The organism is Alteribacillus sp. HJP-4 (assembly GCF_042139015.1).
GTDB lineage: Bacteria > Bacillota > Bacilli > Bacillales > Marinococcaceae > JBHIKY01.
On record NZ_JBHIKY010000002.1, the window covers coordinates 204,707 to 229,290 of the forward strand.

The following is a 24,584-nucleotide window of genomic DNA, read 5'->3' on the forward strand; positions in this document are numbered from 1 at the left end:
TCCATGTTGCTGACAACCGCGGAGAAGGCTTACGTTTCCCCATAAGCTCTTCCTCCGGTTTCTCCTCTCCCATCGTCCGGTTTATCCGGACAAAGCTGTTCCTCTATAGGAACAGCTTTTTTTTAGTTATTGCCGTCACGAAGTCTCGGAATCACTTGATTATGCATCACAGCAACGGCGATCAACAGCATAATGCTTGATAACAGAAATAGACCCTGTATTCCTAACGCTGCTGCAATGCCGCCGCCAACAATTGGCCCGAGCATCGATCCTAAAAACAAAAAGCTGTTAGAAAACCCGTACGTCCTGCTTTCCATTCCTTCCGGAGCAAGCTGGCGAATCAAAGTATTTGCTGCAGGCAGCAGCCCGCCAAGACACAAGCCAATAAAAAATCGCATCACTATTAACTGCCACAGTTCACTCACAAATGCTTGTGGAATAGAAAAAAAAGCAGCTCCGACAAGAGATATTATTAATACATATTGGGCTCCTTTCTTGTCACTCAATTTTCCGAGTCCAGGCGAGGCAAGCATATTGGCGAACCCCATGGAAGAGACGGCCAGACCTGCAAAAAACGCACTGTTTACGCCGCCACTGAGTTCCTCAACGAATAAGGAAACAAGTGGATTTACTCCAATTAACGCAAATTGAATAATAAAAACGACCACATAAATGAACGGGATCGGCTGTACAGAAGCTATTTTTTTAAAGTCCTGCCAGGTACTCGTTTTTTCCTCTTTAACCGGCGGGTTAAAATCCTCTTTCACAAAAAACAGCACTGTAAGAGCGGCAATCGCAAGCCCAATTCCTGTGATATTAAAAATAGTTCGAAATCCAAAAATTTCTGCCATTAAGCCTCCAAACAACGGGCCGCAGATCCCCCCCGCGACTGCCCCTGCCTGCAGAATCCCAAGTGCATAGCCGACATGCTGTTTCGGAGTGTTGGTAGAAACTAGAGCTATGGAAGCTGGGATAAACCCAGATATTGTCCCGTTTAACAGCCTAAAAAAGAACAGGCTCCAGGGGCCTGTTGCAAATCCCATTAAAATCATCACTATTGACATTCCAAACCCGGACCGCAGCACCATTAAACGGCGGCCGTGCCTGTCCGCAAGCTTTCCCCATAACGGTGAGACAATAAAAGCACTTAAAAAATTAATTCCAAATATAAGGCCAGCCCATATATTTAAAGCCTTTGGATCAGTAACGCCGAGTTCCTGCAAGTATAACGGGAGAAACGGGATGATCATTGTCATGGCTGCCATAACGGTGAATTGAGAAACGACTAGTATATATAGATTTTTTTTCCAGCCCTTCATCGAACGTCCCTTCTTTCTACTCCTTTATTATATTATACTTCGACAAGCGAAACAAACCGAGAAGCTTTTTATAGAATAGGAAAACCCGCTTCCGTTGCCGGAAGCAGGCTATAATCCCATATTATAATCAAAAGATTTTTCCTTTTCTCGCGGATATACCGGACCGCTGAATTCTGTGCTTACATAAGGTTTCATCGACTGTTCAACCTTTTCAACAAACGACAGGCCCTCAAGTTTTTTTTGCGTATGTTCTGCATCTTCAGAGTTACAGTATAGAATAGCATATTTCATATTTTTGGATACGTAGTGCACGACTCCGTGCTTGCGGAGATGGCGCACCTGTTTTGTGGAACGGAGCCACACCGCCATTCCAATTCTCTCAGGATACATAAATTCTTCTCCTTTTATTCCTATTTAACATTAGTCTAGCATGCAGCAGTGCTGCCGGCAACTAGAGTAAAAGCCTCACTTAGTTTACATAATATAATTACAGTTATTTTTTATTTAATTGCTTATGTCCGCTCCGTTCTATAAAAGATGGAAAAAGCAGATACATTTTAGCTAATAAATTCATCCACCAGGGAAGATTAAGCTCGCGTTTGGGCTTCTCAATGAGCAGGAGAATTCTTTCTGCCAGCTTGTCCGGTTCGATAATAAATTTTTCCACTGACTTTTCATAGGTACCGCCGGGATCTGCTTTATTAAAAAATTCAGTACGGACCGGTCCGGTGTTAACAACGGAAACATGAATGCCAAAAGGTTTTACTTCCATTCTTAGTGCATTTGAAAAACCAATCACAGCATGCTTGGAAGCTGCATAGATCGAGGCTTTTGGTGTAGCCACTTTTCCTGCCAAGGATCCAATGTTTATAATATGGCCGTTTTTTTGGGATTTCATTTTTGGCAGCGCCGCTTTAGTTAAATAAAAAATCGCCAGTACATTAATTTCCATCATTTTCACTGCCTTCTTGCTTTCCATCGCCTCAATTGTTTCAAAGTAGCCTATTCCTGCATTATTTATAAGAACATCAATCTTCCCCTCGTCCTGGTAAACCTCCTCCATAAGAGCTTCTGCTCCGGCAGAACTGGATATATCGGATGGAATTACATTTACCGATGCTCCCTGTTTTTCTAAATCAAATTTTAATTCTTCGAGCTTTTCTTTTCGTCTTGCTGTAAGTATCAGCTGATAGCCTTCTGATGCAGCCCGATAAGCCACTGCTTTTCCAATGCCGCCTGAAGCTCCCGTGATAAGTATTTTCTTTGCCATGATAATGATTACTCCTTTGCGGATCCTGCCTATCTTTTCTTGACAAAACCGCTGTTTTAAACACATAATATGTTAATAAGTAAATATGAAGAAATTCATTTATGTAAAGATATGAAATAATGGCGTTGATTGGGAATAGTAAAATGTCCGGTCTCCAACAGAGAGCAGAACTCCCGGCTGAAAAGTTCTGCAGGACAGATCACATTTGAACCTGCCCAGGAGCTGTCAGGCCAGTATTCTGACCGTTTACCACGTTACGGATATGAGTGGAAGTAAAGGAATCACTTCTTTACTTCAACAAAGGTGGCACCGCGGAATTCTTCCGTCCTTTTGAGCGAGGACAGAAGAATTTTTTTATTCTCAAGAAACAGGTGGTAGCGATGAAAAAAGAGCGTGTCGTTGTTAAGATAGGCAGCAGTTCACTGACAAATACAAACGGAAGTCTCAGCCATGATAAGCTGAGCGATTATGTCGCCTCTATCGCTGAATTGCGCAGGCACGGGCATCAGGTTATTTTAATTTCCTCCGGTGCGGTGGCGGCAGGTTTTTCCGGGCTTGGCTACCCCAGCAGGCCTGTGACCCTGGCCGGGAAACAGGCAGCTGCAGCGGTTGGTCAGGGGCATTTAATGCAGGCCTATACGGAAGCCTTCCATTCGTTTGGAATTGAAACAGGACAGATCCTGCTGACTAGAAGTAATTTTTCAAATCATACTCAGTATCAAAATGCATATTCAACACTGAGCGAATTATTACGCCGCAATGTACTGCCCATTATCAATGAAAATGATTCGATCGCTGTTGACGAGCTCACTTTTGGCGACAACGATATGCTTTCCGCTCTTGTTGGAGGCTTGATTCATGCAGACTCTTTAATTATTTTAACAGACATAAATGGAATCTACGATGCCAATCCAAAGATACACCACCAGGCGAAACGGTATCATTTTCTTTCAGAAATTACACCGGAATTATTTGCGCAGGCGGGCGACGCCGGATCGAGCGCCGGTACGGGGGGAATGAAATCGAAGCTGCAGGCAGCAGAAACAGCACTGTCACTCGGCCTCCGTACATTCATTGGAATGGGCTCAGGCCCATTGAAGCTGGTGGACATTTTATCCGGCAAAGGGGATGGCACGTATATCGGATTTCCAGGTAAATTCGTTCTAAAAAGCAAAAAGCAGTGGCTCGCTCTGCATTCTCTTCCCTCCGGAAGAATTACTATTGATGACGGTGCGAAGGAAGCACTTCTCCATAAAGGAAAAAGTCTTCTGCCTGCCGGTGTTACTAAAATTACCGGATCGTTTGAAAGCGGCGCTGTCGTGGAAGTGGCGGATCTAAAAATGAAACTGCTCGGAAAAGGTATTGTAAATATGTCCGCTGCCGAGCTTGAAAATATTAAAGGAAAATCTTCATCAGAAGCAGCATCAATGATTATGACAGAAAGAGAAGAAGTTATACACCGGGATGAGTGGGTACAATCCATAAAGGAGAGGATCGAAAAATGAGCACTATTACTTTGACCTTGGAGCAGCAGGCAAAGAAAGCGAAAGCGGCATCAGCGTTAACCGGGCTGCTTTCCACACGAGAGAAAAATGAAGCACTTCTGGAAATGGCAGATCAGCTCGAAAAGGACACTGATGTAATTCTTGAAAAAAATCAAGTAGATCTGCGGACCGGTAAAGACAATGATCTTAGTGAAGCACTTCTGGACCGGCTGAAGTTGACAGAAGAAAGAATAAAAGGTATGGCTGATGGTTTCAGGCAGGTCGCCTCTCTTTCTGACCCGATCGGTTCAAAACTTTCAGACTGGAAACGGCCGAACGGATTAAGCATTTCACAGGTGAGGGTCCCGCTCGGAGTGATAGGAATTATCTATGAAGCACGTCCGAATGTTACAGCTGACGCTGCTGCACTGTGCTTAAAAACAGGAAACGCAGCATTACTGCGCGGCAGTTCTTCTGCCTACCATTCAAATAAAGCAATTGTCGATTCTATCCATAAAGCCCTGCAGACTAAACAGATTACAGAAGACGCAGTCCAGCTTGTGGAAGATACATCCAGAGAAGCTGCAGCTGTCATGTTCACATTAAATGAGTATCTTGATGTGCTGATTCCGCGCGGAGGTGCTGGTCTGATTCAAACGGTAGTAAAGCAGTCTTCGATACCCGTTCTTGAAACAGGCGTTGGCAACTGTCACGTCTTTATCGATCAAAGCGCACAGACAGAAATGGCAGTTTCTATTGCTGTAAATGCAAAAACCCAGCGGCCGTCCGTTTGCAATGCTGCAGAAACTATTCTCATACACGACGCCTGGCTTTCCAAAAACGGAGAAAAGCTTATTAACGCTCTTTTAAATCACGGCGTGGAGATAAGGGGAGATGAAAAACTCCAGGCCCTTTCTTCTTCTGTTAAGCCTGTAACAGAGGCAGATTACAGTGATGAATTTCTGGATCTGAAAGTTGCCATGAAAACTGTAGATTCAACAGAAGATGCTGTGGCGCATATTAAAGCTTATGGCACCGGTCATACAGAAGCGATCGTAACAGAATCCGAAGAAAATAAACAGTTCTTCTTTCAGCACCTTGATGCGGCAGCACTTTATCATAATGCCTCCACCCGTTTTACCGACGGATTTGAATTTGGCTTCGGCGCGGAAATAGGAATCAGCACTCAAAAGCTGCATGCCCGCGGTCCAATGGGACTTGAAGCACTCACGTCTTCGAAATATCTAGTAGAAGGCGCCGGCCAGATTAAGGAATAGGAGGGGAAAGCATGCTTCACAATCAAACGCTCGCTTTCGTAGGAGCAGGCTCTATGGCAGAATCTATTATTGGCGGTCTGCTTGCGGAACAGCTTGTCCCTGCTGGTAACATTATCGTTACAAACAAAAGCAGACAGCAGCGTCTCACTTATCTTGAACAGAGATATCACGTTAAAACAACAACAAATAAACAGGGAGCTCTATCTGATGCCTCCATTATCATTCTTGCAATGAAACCAAAGCATGTAGAGGAAAGTGCGGCAGCAATTAAAGAGTTTATCCACTCTGATCATGTGGTTATCTCTGTCCTTGCCGGGGTTTCTACCAGTTATCTGGAACAATTGTTTTCAAACAGGCCGGCAGTAATCCGGGCAATGCCGAATACTTCCGCCAAGGTCGGCGCTTCAGCCACCGCTCTCAGCCACGGCTATTACACAAGTGCCCATCAAATGGAGCTTGCTGAGGCATTATTTTCAGCTGTAGGTACAGTTACCATTTTGAAGGAAGACAAAATGGACGCGGTTACCGGCCTCTCCGGCAGCGGTCCTGCCTATCTTTATTATTTTGCTGAAGCAATGGAGATGGCCGCTAAGGAATCCGGCCTTTCTGAAACTGAAGCTAAGGAATTAATCATTCAAACACTCGCAGGTGCTGCCCGCCGGTTAAAACAGTCGGAAAAATCAACAAAGGAACTTTATAAAGAAGTAATGAGCCCTGGCGGCACTACGGAAGCTGCATTTTCGGTATTAAAGAAGCACCATGTGCAAAAGCACTTTAAAAATAGTATTAAAGAAGCAATTAAACGATCAAAAGAGCTTGGCTCTATTACACAGAGCTCTTCCTCGAAATAATAATGAAGAAGGGACAAAACCATTTAAAAAAAACTTGGCTTGAGGCCAAGTTTTTTTATACTATCCATTCATAAGGTTAATCGTTCCAAAGTGCTTGCGAGTTTATGCAGATATACCATCTCAGTACAGTCATCCTGAGTGTGCCATCCACCCCACCATTATTCAACTACTGGCCTCGATTTTAAGCCCAGCTGCGCGCTTCATCCGGCCAGTACAGCTCCAGCAATAATCACGACTGCTTCTATTCTCTATGTCCCTCCGGCTCTTTTTAAGTTATACGAGGCAGCCCCGCTAAGCAAAAGAATTCACGAAGGTGTCATATGAATTATTTGCGGTTTCATCGTTTTCTAGTAAAATGATGACAGTGTAAATACTATTTTGAGAGAGTGAACTGAGAGCTATGACGTCAATGAAACAATCTTTCCGCGAAACAACCGCAGTCATAACCGAGCATCCTGCTTTTATCTATTCGATTATTACACTTATTCTAATAAATGCAGTTATTGTCGGACTTGAGACGATTCCTTCTATGTACAAAGAATATGGGACGTGGTTTCTTGCTGTCGACCGCCTGCTTCTAACCATATTTGCGATAGAAATTATCATGAGAATGATAGCGGCAAGACCTTTTCGAAGCTTTTTTAAAAGTAGCTGGAACTGGTTTGATTTTCTTATCGTTGCTTCGGGAATTTTGTTTGCCGGGGCACATTTTGTAACTGTTCTGAGGGTGCTGAGGGTGCTGAGAATTTTAAGAACTATTTCCGTCATCCCTTCCCTGCGCCGACTGGTGGATGCTCTTTTGCTGACGATTCCATCGCTGGGCAACATCATGTTTTTGATGAGTATCTTTTTCTACATTTATGCAGTGCTCGGCACCATGCTGTACCGTGATATCGCCCCTGAACATTTTGGAGATATTTTTTTATCGCTGCTTACACTATTTCAGGTAGTCACGCTTGAATCCTGGGCCAGCGGGGTAATGAGGCCGATCTTCGCTGAAGCACCATGGTCATGGCTGTATTTTGTCAGCTTTGTGCTGATTGGAACATTCGTGATCTTTAATTTATTTATCGGAGTTATTGTAAGTAACGTGGAAAAAGCAAATGAAGAAGAAAAAAATGCGGCAGAGGATAAAAAGGAAAAAGAAAGGCACGAGGATATGAGAAAACTTAAGGATGAAGTGAGGGAATTAAAAGAATTGCTGCTTGAAGAACGCTCCTCCCGTCATATTCGCTAAAAATACGCGTACGGAACTCATTGTCTGCAAAGAGACTTGACCCTCCCTCTCCGCCTGCATGCCAAAATCTCCTAATAAAAGCAGGCGCCCTGGATCGCAGAGCGCCTGTTGTTTCTTATTGTAAGACTTCTTTTGTACTGAAAAACTCTTCATACATACTGCGGATCGCTTCATTGACGTCCTTTTCTTTGATTCCAAACGCAAGTGACACCTCGGAAGAACCCTGGTTAATCATTTCAATGTTGATTCCTTTTTCAGAAAGAGCAGTAGATGCTCTTGCCGCAATCCCCACTGTTTCATGCATCCCCTCTCCTACAAGCATAACCATTGCCAGTCCTTTTTCAAAATAAGCATCGTCTGCGTCCAGTTCTTGCATAATTCGGTCGATAATCCGCTCTTCCTTATCCGGAGTAAGTTGACTCTCATCTAGTATAACGGATGTGTCATCAATCCCTGAAGGAATGTGCTCGTAGGAAATTCCTTCATCTTCAATGATTTGAAGAAGGCGGCGCCCGAATCCGACTTCACGGTTCATTAAATATTTTCTAACATAGATGGAACTAAAGCCTTTATCTGCGGCAATCCCAATCACTGGATTTAAAGAATATTCTCTTTTAGAAATAATCATAGTGCCGCTCGTTTTAGGATTATTTGTATTTTTTACGCAAACTGGAATTGATTTACGAAAAGCTGGGATGAGTGCTTCATCGTGGAAAACTGCAAATCCTGCATAAGACAGCTCACGCATCTCCCGGTAAGTCATCCGTTTAATTGCCACCGGCTTATCAACAACCTTCGGGTTTGCCGCATACACGGAATCAACATCTGTAAAATTCTCATAAAGATCTGCTTTAATTCCGGCAGCGACAATGGAACCGGTGATATCCGAACCTCCACGCGGAAAGGTGACAAGGCGCCCTTCCTTGGAGAATCCGAAAAACCCGGGAATAATGAGGATGCCCTTTCTTTCCCTCAGCTTATACAAATGGTCGTATGCTTCGTCCAGGATCTGTGCATTACCAGGTGTATCGCTGACAAATAGACCCGCTTCCTCCGGTGAAACATAATCAGCGTTAATTCCAAGACTCTGCAGATAACGGGCAATGACTTTAGCGTTATTATCTTCTCCGCTCGCTTTTATCTGGTCCATAAATTGTCCATCATTAGAGGTTTGATATGCCAGCCGTGAACGTAAATCATCTTCAATAGTATTCACAATGTCTTCATTAAGGCTTAATCCTTGTGTAATCGTCCGGTACCGTTCTATAACAGCAGCAAGCTCCTCTTCAGCATGACCGTTTTTCAACTGAGCCTCCCCCAGCCGAATGAGAAGATCGGTGACCTTCGTATCTTCATCACTTCTTTTTCCTGGAGCGGAAACAACTACAATCCGTCGATCAGTATCAGATGTAATAATATCTACTACTTTTTTTATTTGCTCAGCACTTGCCAGGGACGAGCCCCCGAATTTTGCTACCTTCATGTTCAGCATCCATCTCCTATACGTTTGGCTAATTTGTCCGAAAATTTCACAAACACTAGCGTATCACATGGTGCTCGGGATAACAATTTGTGTTATCCGCTTTATATGACAGAGGTCAGGCACTATTGCTAATGAGGGAAGCTTATTTAACATACATGGCACATTCCTCGAACGTTATCCCATTTAATGCTGCATATCGTCATCCGCCCATTTTGTATCTTGTATACCCATTATTTTAAGAAGAGCCTGAAAAATGGGGGTTTCCTCATCTGTCATAGCCTGCTCTGAGCAATAGGATTCCGGCTCATAATCCAGCTCCTGCGCTTCAGCGAATTCTGTTTCCTGAAGGTAATTTGTCATCTCTGCTTCGTCAAAGCAGGAGGGGCTCGCATATGTATCATTTGTATGGTCAACAATAACACGTGTATCAGGCGGGGCACTGATGGAAACAGGAATAACGAATCCTGCAAGTATGAGCATGCATAAAATAATGACACTGAACGTAATAGCTTTTTGCATGAACATTCACTCCTTGATCAGGTCAGCCACGTGATACTTTCATTGAGATGACGTTTTTTAGGATGTGGAATTTTTTCAGGATATCCGAGAAAAAGAAAGCCCGCAATCGCTTCCTCTTCAGCGATACCAATAATCTCACGAGCCTCCTTATCCTTAGTGAGAGGTCCCGTTCCCCACTTACTGCCAACTCCGCGATCCCATGCAGCCAGCATCAGATTTTGGATAGCGCAGGAGGTCGCTGCATAATCCTCGCGCTCTCTGACAGGATCAACGCTGTAACGATGTGTAGTTACCGCAATCACACATGGAATATCCACCATCTGCTGATAGGCTTTTTCACCCGCTTTTTGAGCCCGTTCTGAATCCTGATCAAGAAATCCTGTCCATTTTAATTCTCTCCTCCGTGTTGCAAGAAGCTCTTTTCTATCTCCTTGAATTACATAAAAATGCCATGGTTCAGTCATCTTATGATTTGGAGCTAATACCGCGCAATGTATGACCTCTTCAATAATGCTCCGGTCCACTGGATCTTTTTTAAAATCATAGATCGTTCTTCTCGTTTTTAATGTTTCCATTGTCTCCATGCTGCCTTCCCTTCCTTTCCCGAAAACAATTCTCTCCCTATGTATTATACGCTGAAATTCTGCATTTCTCCTAGTAGTAAGGCAGAAAAAAATGCTTATTCTCAATATTGTTCATATTTGTATGATATTCATAAGTCAATTTCACAACTGCCGCCGTGAAAAATAGAACAGGCCGTCGAAAAATTTCCAACAGACTGTGAGAAATGTTCTACTATTTACATTACACTTCCAAGAGGATGTTCGAGTTCCACATGAAAGCCCATATCTTCAATCATTTTATGATCCTCTTTAACTTTTTGGCCCCCAGTTGTTAAATAATCACCGACAAATATAGAATTTGCCGCATATAGTGATAATGGCTGGAGAGATCGCAGATTTATTTCCCTGCCCCCAGAGACTCTTATTTCTTTATCCGGTAAAATAAACCTTGCCGCTGCAAGAATCTTTAAAGCCAGTAAAGGCGCGACTCCTTTCATATTTTCAAGTGGCGTGCCTGGGACGGGATGAAGAAAATTGACCGGAACAGAGTCCGCATCAAGCTCCTTCAGGGCAAACAATGTTTCAACAAGCTGCTCATCTGTTTCCCCCATCCCGGCGATTACACCAGAACATGGAGAAATGCCGGCAGCTTTAGACTGATTGACAGTCTCTACTCTCTGGTCATATGTATGGGTGGTCGTAATGTTATCATGATTTTCACGGTGTGTATTTAAATTATGATTGTACCTGTTTACCCCTGCTTCTTTTAAGCGGGCCGCCTGCCCATCCTTTAATATTCCGAGGCAGGCACAAATAGTCAGCGGCATTTCTCCTTTTATTTCCTTTACTGCTTCCGCCACATGATCAATTTCTTTATCAGTAGGTCCGCGGCCGCTCGCAACGATACAATACGTTCCAGCTTTTCTCTCCATAGCTTCTCTTGCACCTTTCACAAGTGAATCTTTATCTAGCAGGGGGTACTTTTCAGCATCCGTGTCAGCCTTGGAGGATTGAGAACAGTACCCACAATCTTCCGGACACAGTCCGCTTTTTGCATTAATAATCATATTCAACTTTACCTCATTTTTATAATAATGATACCGAATTTTATAAGCTGCATTGGTAAGGGCTAATACATCAGGGTCTGGAGCAGATAACATCGACAATACATCTTCTTTTGATATATGTTCTCCATGCAGAACGCTGTCCGCAAGCTCCATCCAGTATGTAAATTTTGTCATTGAAAGTTTCCTCCTCTTTATTGTTAACTAAATACATTATTAGGTTAACATTAGTCGGTAAGCTGTACAATTATTTTTTACAGGATGGTGTTGATAATATGCATAAGTGCTCATATAATGATATATAGAAACTTTGGGAATTGAATATATTAATGTAAACGAGGTGTTATTTATGGGGCATGGACATGATCATAATCATTCTCATAACACAAATAAAAAGGCTTTATTAATCAGCTTTATACTCATTTCAGTATTTATGGTGGCAGAAGTAATTGGAGGGATTATGACCAACAGTCTGGCGCTGCTTTCAGATGCCGGTCATATGTTAAGCGATTCTGCTGCACTTGGCTTGAGTCTTCTCGCTTTTAAACTGGGAGAAAAGAAAGCTGACAGCCGCAAAACGTTTGGATATAAGCGGTTTGAGATCTTAGCTGCCTTCTTAAACGGCATTGCTTTGATTGCGATTTCTCTATTTATCTTCTACGAAGCTTCAAGCCGGTTTCTTTCCCCACCTGAAGTGGCCAGCACAGGGATGCTTATTATTGCTTCATTAGGATTGCTTATTAATATCGCTGCAGCATCTATTTTGATGCGTGGGGACAAAGAAAACCTTAATGTTAGAAGTGCTTTTCTGCACGTCCTTGGAGATTTGCTCGGCTCTGTGGGGGCTATTATCGCTGCTCTTTGTATTTTATTGTTCGACTGGGGCATTGCTGATCCGGTCGCCAGCGTGATCGTAGCAGTCCTGGTATTAATCAGCGGATGGAGGGTTACAAAGGATGCCGTCCACGTGCTGATGGAAGGTAACCCAGTTAATGTTAATGTCCCAGGGTTAAAAGAAAAACTTCAAAGCTTCCCTGGAGTACTTGGGATTCATGATTTACACGTTTGGGCCATTACTTCAGATTTTCCTACTATTACCTGCCATATCGTCGTTAATTCAAGGGTAGATCGTGACCAGCTTTTACAGGACATATCCGAGATGCTCTCTTTAGAATTCAGAATTAAGCATAGTACAATTCAGGTTGAAGGAGATACCGTCACTCACGAAAAGCATGAAACCTGCAACTGAAGATTTTCCGTGAAGTAAGCCGCCTGCCAAAATTGTCAGGCGGTTTTAATCGTGAAGACTGTGATTAATCGATTGATTTAAAAGAGATACAACATGCTGGTCCTCTAAAGAATAATAAATAGAGGTACCTTCTCTTCGAAATTTCACCAGCCGTAAATTTTTCAAAAAGCTCAGCTGATGGGAGACTGTAGACTGCATAAGTGATAGATCCTCTGCAATTTTCGATACTGCGCATTCCCGCTGCGACAATAAATATAAAATCCTCACCCTTGTTGGATCTGATAAAGCCTTGAAGGTCTGAGTCACAATAAATAACGTTTCTTCATCCAAATCTTTTGTTTCAATGTGTACTTTATGATCTTCGTTTTTCATCATCTATCTCCTTGTATAATTATAATGATTAATACCGATAGCATACCGAAATTTACCGTAAAATGAAATCCTCCGTCCTGTTTATATTCAATGTAAGATTTTTATCGTTATGATGTTAGTTTTTCTTACATGGAAGCTTTTATTTTTCTTTTTCTATGGTATATTATTTACAAATGCTTGAAACAACAGACAAAGGAGCGCATTTGTATGTCTTCTTCTTACAAAGATAAAAAAGTAATCACGATAGGAATTATTAGTGAATTGACAGGACTTTCGGAGCGGAAAATTCGTTACTATGAAGAGAGAAAATTGATTTTCCCGGAGAGAACCAAAGGCGGTACAAGAAAATATTCCTTTGGAGATGTAGAACGCCTTGTCGATATCGCCGATAAAATGGAAGACGGCATGCAGACATTTGAAATTCGCCGGATGGAGCAGAAAAAACTCAAGGATAAAGATCTTCGTGAAAAAATGCTTCGAGGTCAGTTAAACGCCGCATTTAATATGAGAAAATAACTTAAACGAGCATGGTTTAAGTACATGAAACAGGGGTATTTAATAGATGCCGGTAAAATTGAAAGTAATTTCCTGATAACCGAAGAATGGCAGCGAAAATGCTGTAATAACCAAAGGAAAGCGTTTTCATGTCATCTTGACAATTACCACCTTCCGCACTAATATAGTGTTGGTAAAACTTTTTGAGGCCACTTTCTGCTGCTTTTACTAACTCTCAGAAAGAAAGTGATGACATTGTTGCAAACATTAAAGAACAGCCAGGTTATGGATAACGAAATCCAGGAACTTATGGTTCCACATGAACGAGTGGCACACGTGCAATTGAAAAACCCACTCGATCACGCTTTACTCGTTCTTATTAAATCCGGATATACGGCGATACCTGTGCTTGATACCGATTATAAAGTGTGCGGGCAGATAGGTAAGGCCCAGATTCTTGATTCGATCCTTGGAATAGAACGAATGGAAATGGAACGACTGCATGATTATAAAGTTGAAGATGTAATGACAACGAAGGTCCCAAGATTGAATAAAGACGAGACATTCGGAAAAGCGTTAATGCTGTCGATTAACCATCCTTTCGTTTGTATAGAAGACGATGATAAGGCGTTTATCGGCCTGATGACACGTCGTTCTATCCTTGCACTGATTCACCGTTACTTTAGCAAATCCTAAGTATTGTAAAGCAGGAAAGCTGGCCCAGAACGAATATGATTAAGGAAAAACCAGCCTCTTATTGCAGGGAGCTGGTTTTTTTATGGTAATTTTAAAATTTTTATAGTTTGCTGCAAGGACCAGCTTTTCGGTTTCAAATGGGTACGGAACTCCACCCTATTATTTTATAGAAAAATGTTTTTTTACAGCAATGCCTCTATCCCGGAACATTCGCTTTAAACCAAGTTTTATAAGAAAAGCAGGCAAATAGCTGGAAAACGTGACACTGTCGGCAATTCCTGTGAAATCTCCAAAATCCTGAAATGAATGTTCATGCTTCCACGAAATAAAAGGAAAAGGAATGTTGAGTCCTTCATCAACAAATCGGCTGAGTTCCTTGACTTCTGTAATTCTTGAGGTCCATTCCAATGAAAAAAATCCTGACTGAATCTCGAGTGTAATTAAAGCTCCCTCTTCTGTTTTTGAAGGAGAGATAACTAACACTTGAGGAAAAGTTGTTAAGCTTTCAAGTGCTTTAGGGTTCTGGAAAAATTCCCATACTTCTTCCAAAGGCGCGGCGACGATGGTTTGAGCTGTAAAATTGCTTTTAAACATATGGGTCTCCTTTTTAGAAACGTAATCAATCTGTACCCTCCGATTCTAAAAGCAAAACCAGGCCGGAATGGCCTGGTTTTTATGTCAGCTGCAGCCGCAGCTTCCGCCGCTTCCGCAGCCCCCGCTGCCACAGGACGAATTATCGAAGTATGGATTTCCTGTTGGAACTTTAATGGTTGGTGAAACAACTCCCGCTATTTCTGCACAAATTTCATTTAAAAGCTGCTCCAGCTCTTTTTCAGCTTTTTTATAAGCTGCCACGCTTTTCTGCAGGTCCATTTCTCTTTTCACTACTCTTACCTGTTTTGAAATGGTTTTATAATCAGGATGATATTTACCAAACCTCTGGACATCATCATACTTGTCCTTCCATTCCGCAAAACTATTTATTAAATCCCGTGCCTCCTCATCTTCTTTCAGCTGAGCACGTGCATGTTTATAATCTATATAAATCTCTGATTGAAGAATGATCTGTCCGACAGCCGTCGATTCATCCAGCAGATCTACCGGTGTCGAAATGATAGTAGTCATGTAAGCACCTCCATGTTTAGTATAACACGGGCCTGCCGATCGTAAAAAATTATTTTCTTTATTTCTCCTTTTCTCCCGCAGTAAATGTAATGGAGTTCTCTTCGAATTCTTCCTCATACGAAACCGGGGTCACACTTATCTCATATTTTTCGGAAGGAAGTCCTTTCATAACAAATGCTGCTTTATTCATTTCAGCCGCTCTCGTTCTGTTCACTTCCACTGCCAGGTACCCATCTCCGCCTTTATTCTGCGGCTGCAGAGAAAAAGAAGGCAGCACACACTCCACGAACAATTTATCATTCTGAACTTTATATTTTAATGTCCATGATTCTTCCTCAATTGCATTCCAATCATCATTTTCTGATGCGTCCGCGTACCCTGCTGCTCCAGTTAATAAAAAAACAGCAATTACTGCCAAAAAGTATCTGCTGACTACACTCAAGAAAATCACCCTCCTTTACCTTAAATATTGTGTGGTAAAAGAGGGTGTTTTAAACATGCACAAGATTAATTTTTCATTAATTGCAGCAGCATCATTGCCATTTCAGCATTCTTCTGCCATCGCTCAATCCGCTGCGGAATAGTTAAGCCGTGATATTGCTTAGCTTCATTAATAAAAGCCGGAAGATCCTCAGGGTGCTTATTTAGTCTTCTGTACCATACCGGATGCAGCCTCAGGTAAGAGCGGTATTCTGGTTTGTTTTGGATATTTTGAAAAATATGTGCGTGCAAGGCAGCCTCCTCCTTTTAAAATCCTCTGAATGAAAAAGGATCACGCGGCGGACGAGGAGGAGCGGACGGTTTTTGAAAATGCTGGAGTACCCTTTGTGCATTGCCCATCATTCCGCTGAATTGCGACAATTGCTGCTGAAGTTCCTGGACGTTAATCTGACTCAGCGCTTTCATTATCTGAGACATCGAATCACTGGAAACAGCAGAACCATTTGCTGCATTTTCTGAGCCCAAGAACTCCTTCCACTCTTCATGATCTTCCCCAAGTATAATCCAATCCTGATAAAGACTGTTCCAATCACGCTGTCCTCTGCGGACTTCTTTTATAAGCCCCGGATGATTAAGAATAAATGTACGGAATTCCTGGATAGACGCTGGTAATTGTTCCCCACTCATAGCTTACACCTCCACTGATAGCTTTGCTGATATTATACGCATCCGCCTTCTCTGCGTTCGCCCAAATACCAGCAAATAAAAATTTACTATAAAGATTTACCTAATTCTGTGCATCACTTGATGTTTGCGAGTGCCGCCGGGAATTGCTACAATTATACTGCTTTTCTTTTTCAATAGCAGAAAGGATACGTGCCATGGACAAAAATAATATCAAACAGGCATTTAATGCTTATTTAGAAAGTGCTGAACCTGATGATTTAGAAGTCATTGATCATATGGTGAAGGGGTGGACTGGTCAGAAAGATGGGACATTTAATTCATATGTAGGAAGCTGGATTCAACCTGAGAGAGAGTGGCTTGATGATCAAACACTTGATGTTACAATTCCGGTACATAAAGGAATAAAAAACCCCTTACAAATCGTACATGGCGGTGCTACTGCCACCCTGCTGGATATAGCGATGGGGTCATTGGCCAACTCCCTTGCTCCGAACGGAAAAGCTTCGGTCACGTTAGAGATGAAAATCAATTACATGAAACCAGGTAAGGGGCGAAGGCTGCGCTGCCGCACTTCGCTTTTGGCTCAGACAACGAAAACAGTGGTAACGGAAGGCCGTGTCTTTAATGATGAAAATGAGTTAATTGCTCATGCTACCGGCACCTTTTATGTCATACCTGTTCCTCCCGATCTGTTTTAGCTTCATATGAAAAAGCGTCCCAGCTCTATGGGAACTGGGACGCCGTATGTTAATGATGAACTTGGGGGGTTTCCGAAATTTCACTTAACGCAAATGAAGCTTCTTGATCTGCTGCTTCATCTACTGCTAGATCACCTAATGAAGCTATTCCTGTGAGCTGGTTATTTACGACTACAGGAAGTCTTCTGATCTGATGCTCTGCCATCATTTTTGCCGCTTGATAAATATCAAGGTCCGGTTCTGCCGTGACTATATTTGTGCTCATAATATCGGAAACAGTGGTGGAAGCTGGTAGTTTTTCCGCTACACAGCGTATGACAATATCCCGGTCTGTAATCATGCCGAGCAAAGTATCATTCTCCGTGACCGGGACCGCTCCACAATTTTGCTGTTTCATCTTCATTGCTGCATCAGATACTGTATCCGATGGGGCACAGCATTCTACATTGGTGGACATAACATCTTGGATAGATTGATTCAATTTACTAACCTCCATTTCATTTTTCATTGATACTATGTGCAGATATTAGTAGTTTTATGCTGGAAACGTCGATTAAAAGTTCGATACATCCGTAAATTGCATCTAACTTTTAATCGTAATATGATAAAATAAGAAAGTAATGTTGTGATATTAGGAGGTCACTTATGAAGATTGAAGACTTTGATTTTCACGGAAAGCAGATTACACTAGAACACTTGACAAGAATTATGGAAAATAACGGATTTATTCACGGCGGGCAATGGGATTATGAAAGAGTTACCTATGATTATAAAATGCTCGATCAAACGGACAACGCTACGTATTTTATACGCCTACAAGCTTTTGCTGTAAGCGGAGAAATCCCAAAAGATGACGCAACCGTTGAAGTTATGACACCTTTTCTAGGCAGGCATTATTATCCTCATGGCGTTGAGTATGATGAAACGTTTCCTGATAAGATTGTGAGAAAAACGAAACAGAAAATTGAAAGCGTCTATAATGATGTAAAGGATTTTGTTAATTAGGCCGCAGCTACATACGAGAAAGAGCGTCCACAAAAATGAGTAACAGACTGGGAAAAATCAAAAATATCCTTTTAAAGACGAATATTAATTTCTTTGAATGAGAAATTAGTTCATTTGCGCAGTCAAAATACGTAGACTCCTGGTCGATTAAAACCTGCCACTTCCTGTGTGGCCGACATCGACCCTGGCACTCGAAATGCGAAGCGTTTTGACGGAGGCATATGTTGAAAACTCATAATTAACAAACAATCCAGACAGATTCAGTTGAATCGTCTGGATTTTGCCATAAATTATTTACTTTTTCCCAGCCACTCACTATTGGTACACCACTGAGGCAAACGTCTGTTTATTCTTTCCAATTCATATTATAATATAGATAAATACAGTAAGGTTGGCTTGAAAGGAGTCTGCATTTGTCTACCCTATTCAATAAAAAAACAATCATCCGGCTGCTTTCAGTGATTCTGATTATTGCAGCTGCCTATTACATACTTCCCGTTTCCGGACCTATAATACTTGCTTTCCTGACTGCCCTAATTTTATCACCGCTCGTCCGCTTCATTATGGACAAAACGAAAATGCAGCGTGCACTTGCTGTTACGATAGTGTTTACTCTGTTTTTATGCGGCATTGGTTTCACAGGATATATACTAATAACGCAGGTTGTCACCCAGGTGATTTATTTTATAGAAAATCTCCCTATTTATATAACGGAATTAAATCGTGTCGTGTTTCACTGGCAGAATCAGATAAATGAGCTTTATGAAAATTTAAACCTGCCGCAGGACGCTATAAATGAAATTAATTCACAAATAACCGATATGCTTGAAAACGTGCGGGACAATATAAGTGATAGGGATATATTAAATGAGATAACTGGTATTGTCGCTTCCATTCCAGGGTACCTTGTAACATTTCTCGTATACTTAATTGCGCTCTTTTTATTTATGATAGACCTGCCCAGACTTCGTAACAAAATGTACTCTTTTATGAAAGAAGAAACAGCTGAAAAATTTCAATTTATGACGTCACGTTTATCCTATGTTATTATTGGGTTTTTTAAGGCGCAATTTTTAGTCAGCATACTTATATTTATCGTTACATTAATTGGACTCTATATTTTCGTGCCCGAAGTCGCGCTCATCATGTCAATTGTCATCTGGCTGGTAGATTTAATACCGATAATTGGATCCATTATCATTTTGTCGCCTTGGGCAATTTATTATTTTCTCGTCGGAAACACACTGCTTGGAACTCAGCTTATTATACTGGCCGCTATTCTGCTGATTATCCGGCGAACCGTGGAGCCAAAGGTAATGGGACACCATATTGGGCTCTCTCCGCTTGCCACTTTAATTTCACTGTATATCGGTCTGACCCTGCTTGGAATTATAGGTTTTATCGTCGGGCCTCTCACGGTTATTGCCTTCAGCACAGCGCGTGAAGCAGGCTTAATCAAATTGAACTTCAAAATATAAGAAAGAGGCTGGCACCAAAATAGCCTTTTGAAAGACGAATATTAAATCCTTTGAATGAGAAAACAGATTCAATGCTTATTCAAAATGCGAAGACTCCTGGTTGATAAAAACCGGCCACGTCCTGTGGCCAACATCGACACTAGCACGTCCTGTGCGTCGTGGGAATAGTGTGTGGAATAAACACCCTAGGCAGTGTTAACTGTGGAGGAAGCTGAATTAGTTGAAGACATGCCCCACGGAAAGCCTCCGCCTGCAGGGATGATATCAACTAATTCTATACTTTCTTATTCTTAAAAAAATACCATGGTCCCCATCTAGAGGGATGGCATCCATGGTATTTTACGTTAAGGGCTTTTGATAATGCCCCTCTCTTTTATCACTGAAGCCTTAATAATAGGGGGAAATCATCAAATACACGACCACACCCGTAATACTCACATACAGCCAGAGCGGCATCGTCCACCTGGCGATTTTGCGATGACGCTCCACTTGATTTGCCTGACCGCGTAAAAAAGTCATTATCGCAAGTGGGACAATTATCGCAGCCAATACAATGTGTGAGATTAAAATAAAGTAGTAAACACCGGCAAGGAGCCCTGTACCTCCATAAGAGGTCGATTCTGCCAAATAATGATATGTGAGATACGTTACGAGAAACAACGCTGTTGACGTAAAAGCAGCGTAAATAAAGCGGCGGTGCATTTTTACATTTTTTCTTAATATAAAATACAAAGCAGATAGGAGGAAAACTGTCGTAAAGCTGTTAAAGATGGCATTCATCATCGGAAGGATCGTTAATTCAAACCCGACCTCCCCGTCAAAGCCCTCCATAAAAATTAATGCAGTCACAAGTCCATTTATAATAACGGAAAGTGTCACAACTATCATGACATGTTTCTTATTCTGCTTTTGTTCGAATGAGCCTGCTGATTGAGACATAAAGCTCCTCCTTTCCGAATTTCAACATCATAGCTTTCTCTTTCTTTCCAATTATACATAAAGAATCAGCTTTGTGCTCCATATGCCTCTAACAATCAGGTGAACAAAAATGTGAATTGGAATCTCAATTAACTTCGGCCAATTAACTCGGATTTGGCTTATCGCTAAGGCAAACTTGAGGATGTCATAGTTCTTAAAAGATAAAGACATCTAAAGTAATAAACGAAACGCTTCCGACTATCAAGTTTTTGATAATCGAAAGCGTTATTTTTGCTCTTATGAGACCTATCTCTCTCCGCCTCTAACAAATTTTAATACTTCGTTACACTGAGCAGAAGGGTTAATGCAATAATTGCCGGTGTAGACAAAACTACCCCTGAAACAATAAACGCATTGGCCCATTCGTGGTTTTTATCCTTCAAATGCATAAAATAAAACAATTGTAGGAAAAACTGAATGACCGCAAGCAGCAGAATAAACGGAATGGTAAAGCCCGGTTCAATCATTTCCGTCGCAACCGCGATAAAGGAAAGCAGTGTCAGAAAAATCATAAAGGCAAAAGATGTTATCTGAATTCGTTTTTCCTTGTTCAGCTTTGCAATTTCTTCTTTCGTCATTGAACTTTTCGAAAACGGTTTAGAAAGATCATCTGACATTTTTATGCGCCCCCTATACTCATAAGGTATACTACCGTGAAGATAAATACCCAGACAACGTCAATAAAGTGCCAATACAAGCTTGCTACATAAAATTTAGGTGCATTTGTCAGTGTGATGCCGGCGCGGCTGTACCGGATCAGAAGCGTTGATATCCAGCAGAGGCCAAATAACACGTGGGCACCGTGCAGTCCTACAAGCGTATAAAAGGAAGAAGCAAAGGCACTTGTAGTATACCCAAGTTCTCCATGATGAACATACTCATAGAACTCGTATATTTCAAATCCAAGAAAGCCGACACCTAATACGACAGTAACTACCATCCAAATCATCATGGCTTTAAACTGGTTTTTCTTCATCGCAAACATCGCAAGAACACTTGTCAGGGAGCTGGTTAAAAGCAACATTGTCATGACAAAAACGAGCGGCAGGGCGAACAGCTCTTCCGCTGATGGCCCGCTGCCTGTCCCGTCTCTTAAGCCGAGAAACGTTCCAAAGAAAGTGGCAAACATGATTGTCTCCCCGCCAAGAAAGACCCAGAATCCTAAAAATTTGTTCTTCCCTTCTAGGGTCGCTCTTTCCGGGTGCGACGGAAGTCCTTTTGATAAATCAACCGAACCTGCCATATCAGCTTACCTCCTTCTCGATCTGTTTTACTCGTTCAAGAGGTATATGATAGCCATGGTCCTCTTTGATGGAACGAAGAAGCATTGAACCAAATGTGATAACAACGCCTGCGCCTATTACTATAAATGGCGGCATAATGGCATTTTCCATATTGATCATAATCATGCCGAATCCCCAGATAAACATTCCGAGTCCAATCATAAACGGTAATATTGACCCGTTCGGCATATGAATATCTGCCAGCGGTTCAGCTGGTTTCATTTTTGCATCCCCGTGAACTTTTTCATAAAACCACGGATCAAGGGATCTTACCTGAGGCGTCTGTGCAAAGTTGTACTCAGGCACTGGAGTAGGTAGAGACCATTCTAAAGTCCGCGCGTCCCACGGATCGCTTACAGTAATTCTTTCCGAAGTATAGGCGGAATAAACTACATTTATTACTAATACGAGAATTCCAAGCCCCATAATATAAGAACCAATGGATGAAATCATATTCATCGTTTCCATGCCCTGACCTTCCAGGTACGTATAAACCCGGCGCGGCATGCCGATCAAACCGAGAATGTGCTGGATAAAAAATGTCATGTGAAAGCCGATAAAATACAGCCAGAACATCGTTTTGCCAAGTGTCTCATTCAGCTTATGACCGAACATTTTAGGATACCAGTAATACGTTCCGGCAAGAAGACCTAAAACAATACCGCCGATAATAATGTAATGGAAGTGGGCCACGACAAAGTACGTATCATGATACAGGTAGTCCACCGGCACCATAGCAAGCATGACGCCGGTCACCCCGCCGAGTACAAACGTCGGTACAAAGGATGACGCACAAAGCATCGCAGTATTAAAGGTGATTTTCCCACCCCACATTGTAAAGAGCCAGTTAAAAATCTTAATTCCGGTCGGGACACCGATCGCCATAGTCGCGATTGCGAATACTGAGTTTGTAATTGGGCCGATTCCTACAGTGAACATATGGTGAACCCAAACCATAAATCCTAAGAATGCGATAATGAGTGTTGCAAATACCATTGCGGTATATCCGAATAATCTCTTTCTCGAGAAAGCAGGGATAACCTCAGATATTATTCCAAATGCCGGAAGCACCAGAATATAAACCTCCGGATGACCGAAAATCCAGAAGATATGCTGCCAGAGCACGGCATTACCTCCGTTGTCCACTGTGAAGAACTGACCGTCGAAAATGCGGTCAAGCATCAGCAGCGCTAAACCAGCAGCAAGAGGCGTGAAAGCGAATACAATAAGGATGGATGCGATTAAACTTGTCCAGCAGAACAGCGGCATGCGCATCATCGTCATTCCAGGTGCTCTCATATTAATAATAGTCACAATAAAGTTAATTGCAGAAACAAGTGTACCGATACCACTGATTTGAAGACCTATAACATAAAAGTCCATCCCAAGGCCGGAGTAATCACCTGTGGAGAGCGGAGCATATGCTGTCCAGCCTGCATCCGGTCCTCCCCCAACAAACCAGCTGACACTCAGGAGCAGACCTCCAAAGAAAAATACCCAGAAGCCGAGTGCATTAATAAAAGGAAATGCCACGTCCCGTGCTCCGATTTGAAGCGGTATCACAAAGTTCATAAAAGCAAACAGCAGCGGTGTCGCTGCGAGGAACAACATGATTGTGCCGTGCATTGAAATCATTTCATTAAATGTCTGCCCAGATAAAAAGTCATTTTCCGGGTACATCAGCTGTATCCGCATAAACAATGCCATAATGCCAGCTTTAACGAAAAACAGCGTACCCGCTACTAAGTAAAGAACAGCAAGTTTTTTATGATCGACTGTTGTCAGCCAATCCCATAAAACACTTTTCTCTTTTTCAGCAGTTGCAGTAGCCACGTGGTTTACCCCCTTTTCGTAAATTTATTCCCTGACGTTTAGAGAATCTAAATATTCCACAATTGCGTCCATATCCTCATCACTCATGTCGGGATATGCCTGCATGTTATTTCCTTGTTTAAATGATTGCGGATCACGGATCCAATCTTCAAGATTTTCCGGTGTGTAATCAATGACACCGGCAATTTTTTCTCTGTCCCCGAAATTACTGAGTGCCGGCCCTTGTGCAGAACCCGGACCTCCGATGGCGTGACAGCCAATACAGCCTTGATCTTCAAAAACTTGGCGGCCTTCCGCTGCTACAGAGCCCTCTTCCGGTTCCGCCGGTTCTTCGGCAGACATTTGTTCAACCCATGCGTCATACTCATCCCGCTCAAGTGCTATTACCTTGAAGTCCATTAATGCGTGGGATGGTCCACAGAGTTCCGCGCATTTTCCTTTGTATGTTCCCGGCTCATCGGCTTCAAGCCAAATTTCATTGTCAACCCCTGGGATATTATCCATTTTGCCCCCGAGAGCTGGAACCCAGAAAGAGTGAATGACATCTTCTGCCGTCAGATTAAACCAGACTTTTTCACCGGCCGGAATATATACTTCATTTCCTGCTGAAAAGCCTTCTTGATAATCAAACTGCCACCAGTATTGATGACCGGTTACGTCAATAACTACTGCGCCTTCTTCTTCTGCTTCCTCAGCGCTTTCGGCATCTCCGCCTTCTTCTCCTTCTTCGCCCTCTTCACCACTTGAACCGGAGGACTCCGGTGCAGATTCAGCCATATAGTATGTACCGGCAATTGTAGGAACGGCCAGAATGATAAGCAGAAAAACAGGAATAATGGTCCATGTCAGTTCAAGGACTTTACTGCCTTCCACCTGTTCAGGAAGCTCATCATCATCAGGCTTTCTTCTGAATTTTACGACAGCAATGAAATACAACGTGAATACAACAATAACAACAATAGCCATTACATATAAGCTGAGAATCATGTTATCAAGGATCCACTGAGCCTGAGGGCCCATCGGATCTAATGCACTCAGCCTTTGTTCGCCACACCCTGCCAAAAGCAGGAGCATGGCAGACAAAGGCAGAAAGCGCCAAATGTTTCTGCGTCCTTTCATAAATTCAAACCTCTCTTTCATTTATTATTTTGGGAAAGTATATTTTGTAATTATGGTG

The 24,584-nt window shown here is 42.3% G+C and carries 29 protein-coding genes and 1 other annotated feature; of the genes, 10 read left to right on the forward strand and 19 right to left on the reverse strand.

Translation table 11 applies throughout. The annotated features are described in order from the left end of the window. Positions 1–122: 122 nt before the first annotated feature. The 3 genes from ACE4RR_RS02475 to ACE4RR_RS02485 all read right to left on the reverse strand — a co-directional run bounded on the left by ACE4RR_RS02475 (position 123) and on the right by ACE4RR_RS02485 (position 2,589). The gene (locus ACE4RR_RS02475; protein ID WP_375533808.1) at positions 123–1,319 is read right to left on the reverse strand and encodes an MFS transporter; all 1,197 of its coding nucleotides are present in this window, start codon (positions 1,317–1,319) and stop codon (positions 123–125) included. Between the two features lie 108 nt (positions 1,320–1,427). Further along, positions 1,428–1,709 carry a YlbG family protein gene (locus ACE4RR_RS02480; protein WP_375533809.1) on the reverse strand — a complete coding sequence of 94 codons (282 nt, stop codon included), beginning with the start codon at positions 1,707–1,709 and terminating at the stop codon, positions 1,428–1,430. 103 nt (positions 1,710–1,812) lie between these two features. Beyond that, on the reverse strand, positions 1,813–2,589 hold the full coding sequence (locus ACE4RR_RS02485; protein WP_375533810.1) for an SDR family NAD(P)-dependent oxidoreductase: 777 nt from the start codon (positions 2,587–2,589) through the stop codon (positions 1,813–1,815). A gap of 116 nt (positions 2,590–2,705) precedes the next feature. Then, positions 2,706–2,922 (forward strand) — a binding site (T-box leader). A 47-nt stretch (positions 2,923–2,969) separates the two neighbouring features. Here ACE4RR_RS02485 and proB point away from each other — a divergent pair. From proB to ACE4RR_RS02505, 4 genes are all read left to right on the forward strand, one after another. After that, entirely contained in the window at positions 2,970–4,094 is a 1,125-nt protein-coding gene (proB, locus tag ACE4RR_RS02490) for a glutamate 5-kinase (protein ID WP_375533811.1), read from the forward strand. Continuing rightward, entirely contained in the window at positions 4,091–5,350 is a 1,260-nt protein-coding gene (locus ACE4RR_RS02495; RefSeq protein WP_375533812.1) for a glutamate-5-semialdehyde dehydrogenase, read from the forward strand. Before proB ends, ACE4RR_RS02495 begins: the two co-directional genes overlap by 4 nt. Positions 5,351–5,361: 11 nt before the next feature. Next, positions 5,362–6,201 carry a pyrroline-5-carboxylate reductase gene (proC, locus tag ACE4RR_RS02500; protein WP_375533813.1) on the forward strand — a complete coding sequence of 280 codons (840 nt, stop codon included), beginning with the start codon at positions 5,362–5,364 and terminating at the stop codon, positions 6,199–6,201. A 400-nt stretch (positions 6,202–6,601) separates the two neighbouring features. After that, on the forward strand, positions 6,602–7,438 hold the full coding sequence (locus tag ACE4RR_RS02505) for an ion transporter (protein WP_375533814.1): 837 nt from the start codon (positions 6,602–6,604) through the stop codon (positions 7,436–7,438). A gap of 115 nt (positions 7,439–7,553) precedes the next feature. Here the strand turns inward: ACE4RR_RS02505 and ACE4RR_RS02510 are convergent, their stop codons facing one another. The 4 genes from ACE4RR_RS02510 to bioB form a co-directional block, all read right to left on the reverse strand. Continuing rightward, positions 7,554–8,921: an aspartate kinase gene (locus tag ACE4RR_RS02510; RefSeq protein ID WP_375533815.1), complete on the reverse strand. Its 1,368-nt coding sequence runs from the start codon at positions 8,919–8,921 to the stop codon at positions 7,554–7,556. Positions 8,922–9,104: 183 nt separating this feature from the next. Further along, a complete protein-coding gene (locus ACE4RR_RS02515) occupies positions 9,105–9,440 on the reverse strand; it encodes a hypothetical protein (protein ID WP_375533816.1) in 336 nt (111 codons plus the stop codon). A 17-nt stretch (positions 9,441–9,457) separates the two neighbouring features. Beyond that, complete coding sequence (locus tag ACE4RR_RS02520) at positions 9,458–10,024, reverse strand: nitroreductase family protein (RefSeq protein ID WP_375533817.1); 567 nt, start codon at positions 10,022–10,024, stop codon at positions 9,458–9,460. A 215-nt stretch (positions 10,025–10,239) separates the two neighbouring features. After that, a complete protein-coding gene (gene bioB, locus ACE4RR_RS02525; RefSeq protein ID WP_375533818.1) occupies positions 10,240–11,244 on the reverse strand; it encodes a biotin synthase BioB in 1,005 nt (334 codons plus the stop codon). Positions 11,245–11,416: 172 nt separating this feature from the next. Between bioB and ACE4RR_RS02530 the strand changes: the two genes are divergently transcribed. Beyond that, the gene (locus ACE4RR_RS02530; protein ID WP_375533819.1) at positions 11,417–12,316 is read left to right on the forward strand and encodes a cation diffusion facilitator family transporter; all 900 of its coding nucleotides are present in this window, start codon (positions 11,417–11,419) and stop codon (positions 12,314–12,316) included. 45 nt (positions 12,317–12,361) lie between these two features. On the opposite strand, the gene ACE4RR_RS02535 is transcribed toward ACE4RR_RS02530, so the two are convergent. Next, entirely contained in the window at positions 12,362–12,688 is a 327-nt protein-coding gene (locus tag ACE4RR_RS02535) for an ArsR/SmtB family transcription factor (RefSeq protein WP_375533820.1), read from the reverse strand. Between the two features lie 207 nt (positions 12,689–12,895). Between ACE4RR_RS02535 and ACE4RR_RS02540 the strand changes: the two genes are divergently transcribed. Further along, the gene (locus ACE4RR_RS02540; RefSeq protein ID WP_375533821.1) at positions 12,896–13,204 is read left to right on the forward strand and encodes a MerR family transcriptional regulator; all 309 of its coding nucleotides are present in this window, start codon (positions 12,896–12,898) and stop codon (positions 13,202–13,204) included. A 228-nt stretch (positions 13,205–13,432) separates the two neighbouring features. Beyond that, a complete protein-coding gene (gene cbpB, locus ACE4RR_RS02545; protein ID WP_375533822.1) occupies positions 13,433–13,879 on the forward strand; it encodes a cyclic-di-AMP-binding protein CbpB in 447 nt (148 codons plus the stop codon). A 159-nt stretch (positions 13,880–14,038) separates the two neighbouring features. On the opposite strand, the gene ACE4RR_RS02550 is transcribed toward cbpB, so the two are convergent. The 5 genes from ACE4RR_RS02550 to ylbD form a co-directional block, all read right to left on the reverse strand. Next, positions 14,039–14,473: an SRPBCC family protein gene (locus ACE4RR_RS02550; RefSeq protein ID WP_375533823.1), complete on the reverse strand. Its 435-nt coding sequence runs from the start codon at positions 14,471–14,473 to the stop codon at positions 14,039–14,041. 84 nt (positions 14,474–14,557) lie between these two features. Continuing rightward, entirely contained in the window at positions 14,558–15,004 is a 447-nt protein-coding gene (locus tag ACE4RR_RS02555; protein ID WP_375533824.1) for a YlbF/YmcA family competence regulator, read from the reverse strand. 58 nt (positions 15,005–15,062) lie between these two features. Beyond that, positions 15,063–15,446 (reverse strand): hypothetical protein, encoded by a 384-nt coding sequence (locus tag ACE4RR_RS02560; RefSeq protein ID WP_375533825.1) that lies wholly within the window; start codon positions 15,444–15,446, stop codon positions 15,063–15,065. Positions 15,447–15,511: 65 nt separating this feature from the next. Then, positions 15,512–15,736 (reverse strand): YlbE-like family protein, encoded by a 225-nt coding sequence (locus ACE4RR_RS02565; RefSeq protein WP_375533826.1) that lies wholly within the window; start codon positions 15,734–15,736, stop codon positions 15,512–15,514. Between the two features lie 15 nt (positions 15,737–15,751). Continuing rightward, entirely contained in the window at positions 15,752–16,132 is a 381-nt protein-coding gene (gene ylbD, locus ACE4RR_RS02570; protein WP_375533827.1) for a spore coat protein YlbD, read from the reverse strand. A gap of 194 nt (positions 16,133–16,326) precedes the next feature. Between ylbD and ACE4RR_RS02575 the strand changes: the two genes are divergently transcribed. After that, the gene (locus tag ACE4RR_RS02575; RefSeq protein ID WP_375533828.1) at positions 16,327–16,830 is read left to right on the forward strand and encodes a PaaI family thioesterase; all 504 of its coding nucleotides are present in this window, start codon (positions 16,327–16,329) and stop codon (positions 16,828–16,830) included. A 49-nt stretch (positions 16,831–16,879) separates the two neighbouring features. Here ACE4RR_RS02575 and ACE4RR_RS02580 read toward each other — a convergent pair whose 3' ends face one another. Beyond that, positions 16,880–17,338 (reverse strand): CBS domain-containing protein, encoded by a 459-nt coding sequence (locus ACE4RR_RS02580; protein ID WP_375533829.1) that lies wholly within the window; start codon positions 17,336–17,338, stop codon positions 16,880–16,882. Positions 17,339–17,475: 137 nt separating this feature from the next. On the opposite strand from ACE4RR_RS02580, the gene ACE4RR_RS02585 reads away from it, so the two are divergent. Both ACE4RR_RS02585 and ytvI read left to right on the forward strand, forming a co-directional pair. Next, positions 17,476–17,835, forward strand: a complete 360-nt coding sequence (locus tag ACE4RR_RS02585) for a YugN family protein (protein ID WP_375533830.1) — start codon at positions 17,476–17,478, stop codon at positions 17,833–17,835. 413 nt (positions 17,836–18,248) lie between these two features. Then, positions 18,249–19,313 (forward strand): sporulation integral membrane protein YtvI, encoded by a 1,065-nt coding sequence (gene ytvI, locus ACE4RR_RS02590; protein WP_375533831.1) that lies wholly within the window; start codon positions 18,249–18,251, stop codon positions 19,311–19,313. A gap of 387 nt (positions 19,314–19,700) precedes the next feature. On the opposite strand, the gene ACE4RR_RS02595 is transcribed toward ytvI, so the two are convergent. The 5 genes from ACE4RR_RS02595 to coxB all read right to left on the reverse strand — a co-directional run bounded on the left by ACE4RR_RS02595 (position 19,701) and on the right by coxB (position 24,526). After that, positions 19,701–20,252 carry a DUF420 domain-containing protein gene (locus tag ACE4RR_RS02595; RefSeq protein ID WP_375533832.1) on the reverse strand — a complete coding sequence of 184 codons (552 nt, stop codon included), beginning with the start codon at positions 20,250–20,252 and terminating at the stop codon, positions 19,701–19,703. 311 nt (positions 20,253–20,563) lie between these two features. After that, entirely contained in the window at positions 20,564–20,908 is a 345-nt protein-coding gene (locus ACE4RR_RS02600; RefSeq protein WP_375533833.1) for a cytochrome C oxidase subunit IV family protein, read from the reverse strand. A 2-nt stretch (positions 20,909–20,910) separates the two neighbouring features. Further along, the gene (locus ACE4RR_RS02605) at positions 20,911–21,534 is read right to left on the reverse strand and encodes a cytochrome (ubi)quinol oxidase subunit III (RefSeq protein ID WP_375533834.1); all 624 of its coding nucleotides are present in this window, start codon (positions 21,532–21,534) and stop codon (positions 20,911–20,913) included. 1 nt (position 21,535) lies between these two features. Beyond that, positions 21,536–23,407, reverse strand: coding sequence for a cytochrome c oxidase subunit I (ctaD, locus tag ACE4RR_RS02610; RefSeq protein ID WP_375533835.1), 1,872 nt, complete (start codon positions 23,405–23,407; stop codon positions 21,536–21,538). 24 nt (positions 23,408–23,431) lie between these two features. After that, positions 23,432–24,526, reverse strand: a complete 1,095-nt coding sequence (gene coxB, locus ACE4RR_RS02615; RefSeq protein ID WP_375533836.1) for a cytochrome c oxidase subunit II — start codon at positions 24,524–24,526, stop codon at positions 23,432–23,434. Positions 24,527–24,584: the final 58 nt, after the last annotated feature.

Coding starts and splice junctions, on each gene's coding strand:
- ACE4RR_RS02485 (WP_375533810.1), bottom strand. CDS start 2,589: ATGGCAAAGAAAATACTTATCACGGGAGCTTCAGGCGGCATTGGAAAA.
- proB (WP_375533811.1), top strand. CDS start 2,970: ATGAAAAAAGAGCGTGTCGTTGTTAAGATAGGCAGCAGTTCACTGACA.
- ACE4RR_RS02595 (WP_375533832.1), bottom strand. CDS start 20,252: ATGTCTCAATCAGCAGGCTCATTCGAACAAAAGCAGAATAAGAAACAT.
- ACE4RR_RS02495 (WP_375533812.1), top strand. CDS start 4,091: ATGAGCACTATTACTTTGACCTTGGAGCAGCAGGCAAAGAAAGCGAAA.
- bioB (WP_375533818.1), bottom strand. CDS start 11,244: ATGACAAAATTTACATACTGGATGGAGCTTGCGGACAGCGTTCTGCAT.
- ACE4RR_RS02580 (WP_375533829.1), bottom strand. CDS start 17,338: ATGAAAAATGAAATGGAGGTTAGTAAATTGAATCAATCTATCCAAGAT.
- ylbD (WP_375533827.1), bottom strand. CDS start 16,132: ATGAGTGGGGAACAATTACCAGCGTCTATCCAGGAATTCCGTACATTT.
- ACE4RR_RS02575 (WP_375533828.1), top strand. CDS start 16,327: ATGGACAAAAATAATATCAAACAGGCATTTAATGCTTATTTAGAAAGT.
- ACE4RR_RS02510 (WP_375533815.1), bottom strand. CDS start 8,921: ATGAAGGTAGCAAAATTCGGGGGCTCGTCCCTGGCAAGTGCTGAGCAA.
- ACE4RR_RS02605 (WP_375533834.1), bottom strand. CDS start 21,534: ATGGCAGGTTCGGTTGATTTATCAAAAGGACTTCCGTCGCACCCGGAA.
- cbpB (WP_375533822.1), top strand. CDS start 13,433: ATGACATTGTTGCAAACATTAAAGAACAGCCAGGTTATGGATAACGAA.
- ACE4RR_RS02585 (WP_375533830.1), top strand. CDS start 17,476: ATGAAGATTGAAGACTTTGATTTTCACGGAAAGCAGATTACACTAGAA.
- ACE4RR_RS02555 (WP_375533824.1), bottom strand. CDS start 15,004: ATGACTACTATCATTTCGACACCGGTAGATCTGCTGGATGAATCGACG.
- ACE4RR_RS02550 (WP_375533823.1), bottom strand. CDS start 14,473: ATGTTTAAAAGCAATTTTACAGCTCAAACCATCGTCGCCGCGCCTTTG.
- ACE4RR_RS02480 (WP_375533809.1), bottom strand. CDS start 1,709: ATGTATCCTGAGAGAATTGGAATGGCGGTGTGGCTCCGTTCCACAAAA.
- ACE4RR_RS02530 (WP_375533819.1), top strand. CDS start 11,417: ATGGGGCATGGACATGATCATAATCATTCTCATAACACAAATAAAAAG.
- ACE4RR_RS02505 (WP_375533814.1), top strand. CDS start 6,602: ATGACGTCAATGAAACAATCTTTCCGCGAAACAACCGCAGTCATAACC.
- proC (WP_375533813.1), top strand. CDS start 5,362: ATGCTTCACAATCAAACGCTCGCTTTCGTAGGAGCAGGCTCTATGGCA.
- ACE4RR_RS02535 (WP_375533820.1), bottom strand. CDS start 12,688: ATGAAAAACGAAGATCATAAAGTACACATTGAAACAAAAGATTTGGAT.
- ACE4RR_RS02540 (WP_375533821.1), top strand. CDS start 12,896: ATGTCTTCTTCTTACAAAGATAAAAAAGTAATCACGATAGGAATTATT.
- coxB (WP_375533836.1), bottom strand. CDS start 24,526: ATGAAAGGACGCAGAAACATTTGGCGCTTTCTGCCTTTGTCTGCCATG.
- ACE4RR_RS02475 (WP_375533808.1), bottom strand. CDS start 1,319: ATGAAGGGCTGGAAAAAAAATCTATATATACTAGTCGTTTCTCAATTC.
- ACE4RR_RS02520 (WP_375533817.1), bottom strand. CDS start 10,024: ATGGAGACAATGGAAACATTAAAAACGAGAAGAACGATCTATGATTTT.
- ACE4RR_RS02600 (WP_375533833.1), bottom strand. CDS start 20,908: ATGTCAGATGATCTTTCTAAACCGTTTTCGAAAAGTTCAATGACGAAA.
- ACE4RR_RS02515 (WP_375533816.1), bottom strand. CDS start 9,440: ATGCAAAAAGCTATTACGTTCAGTGTCATTATTTTATGCATGCTCATA.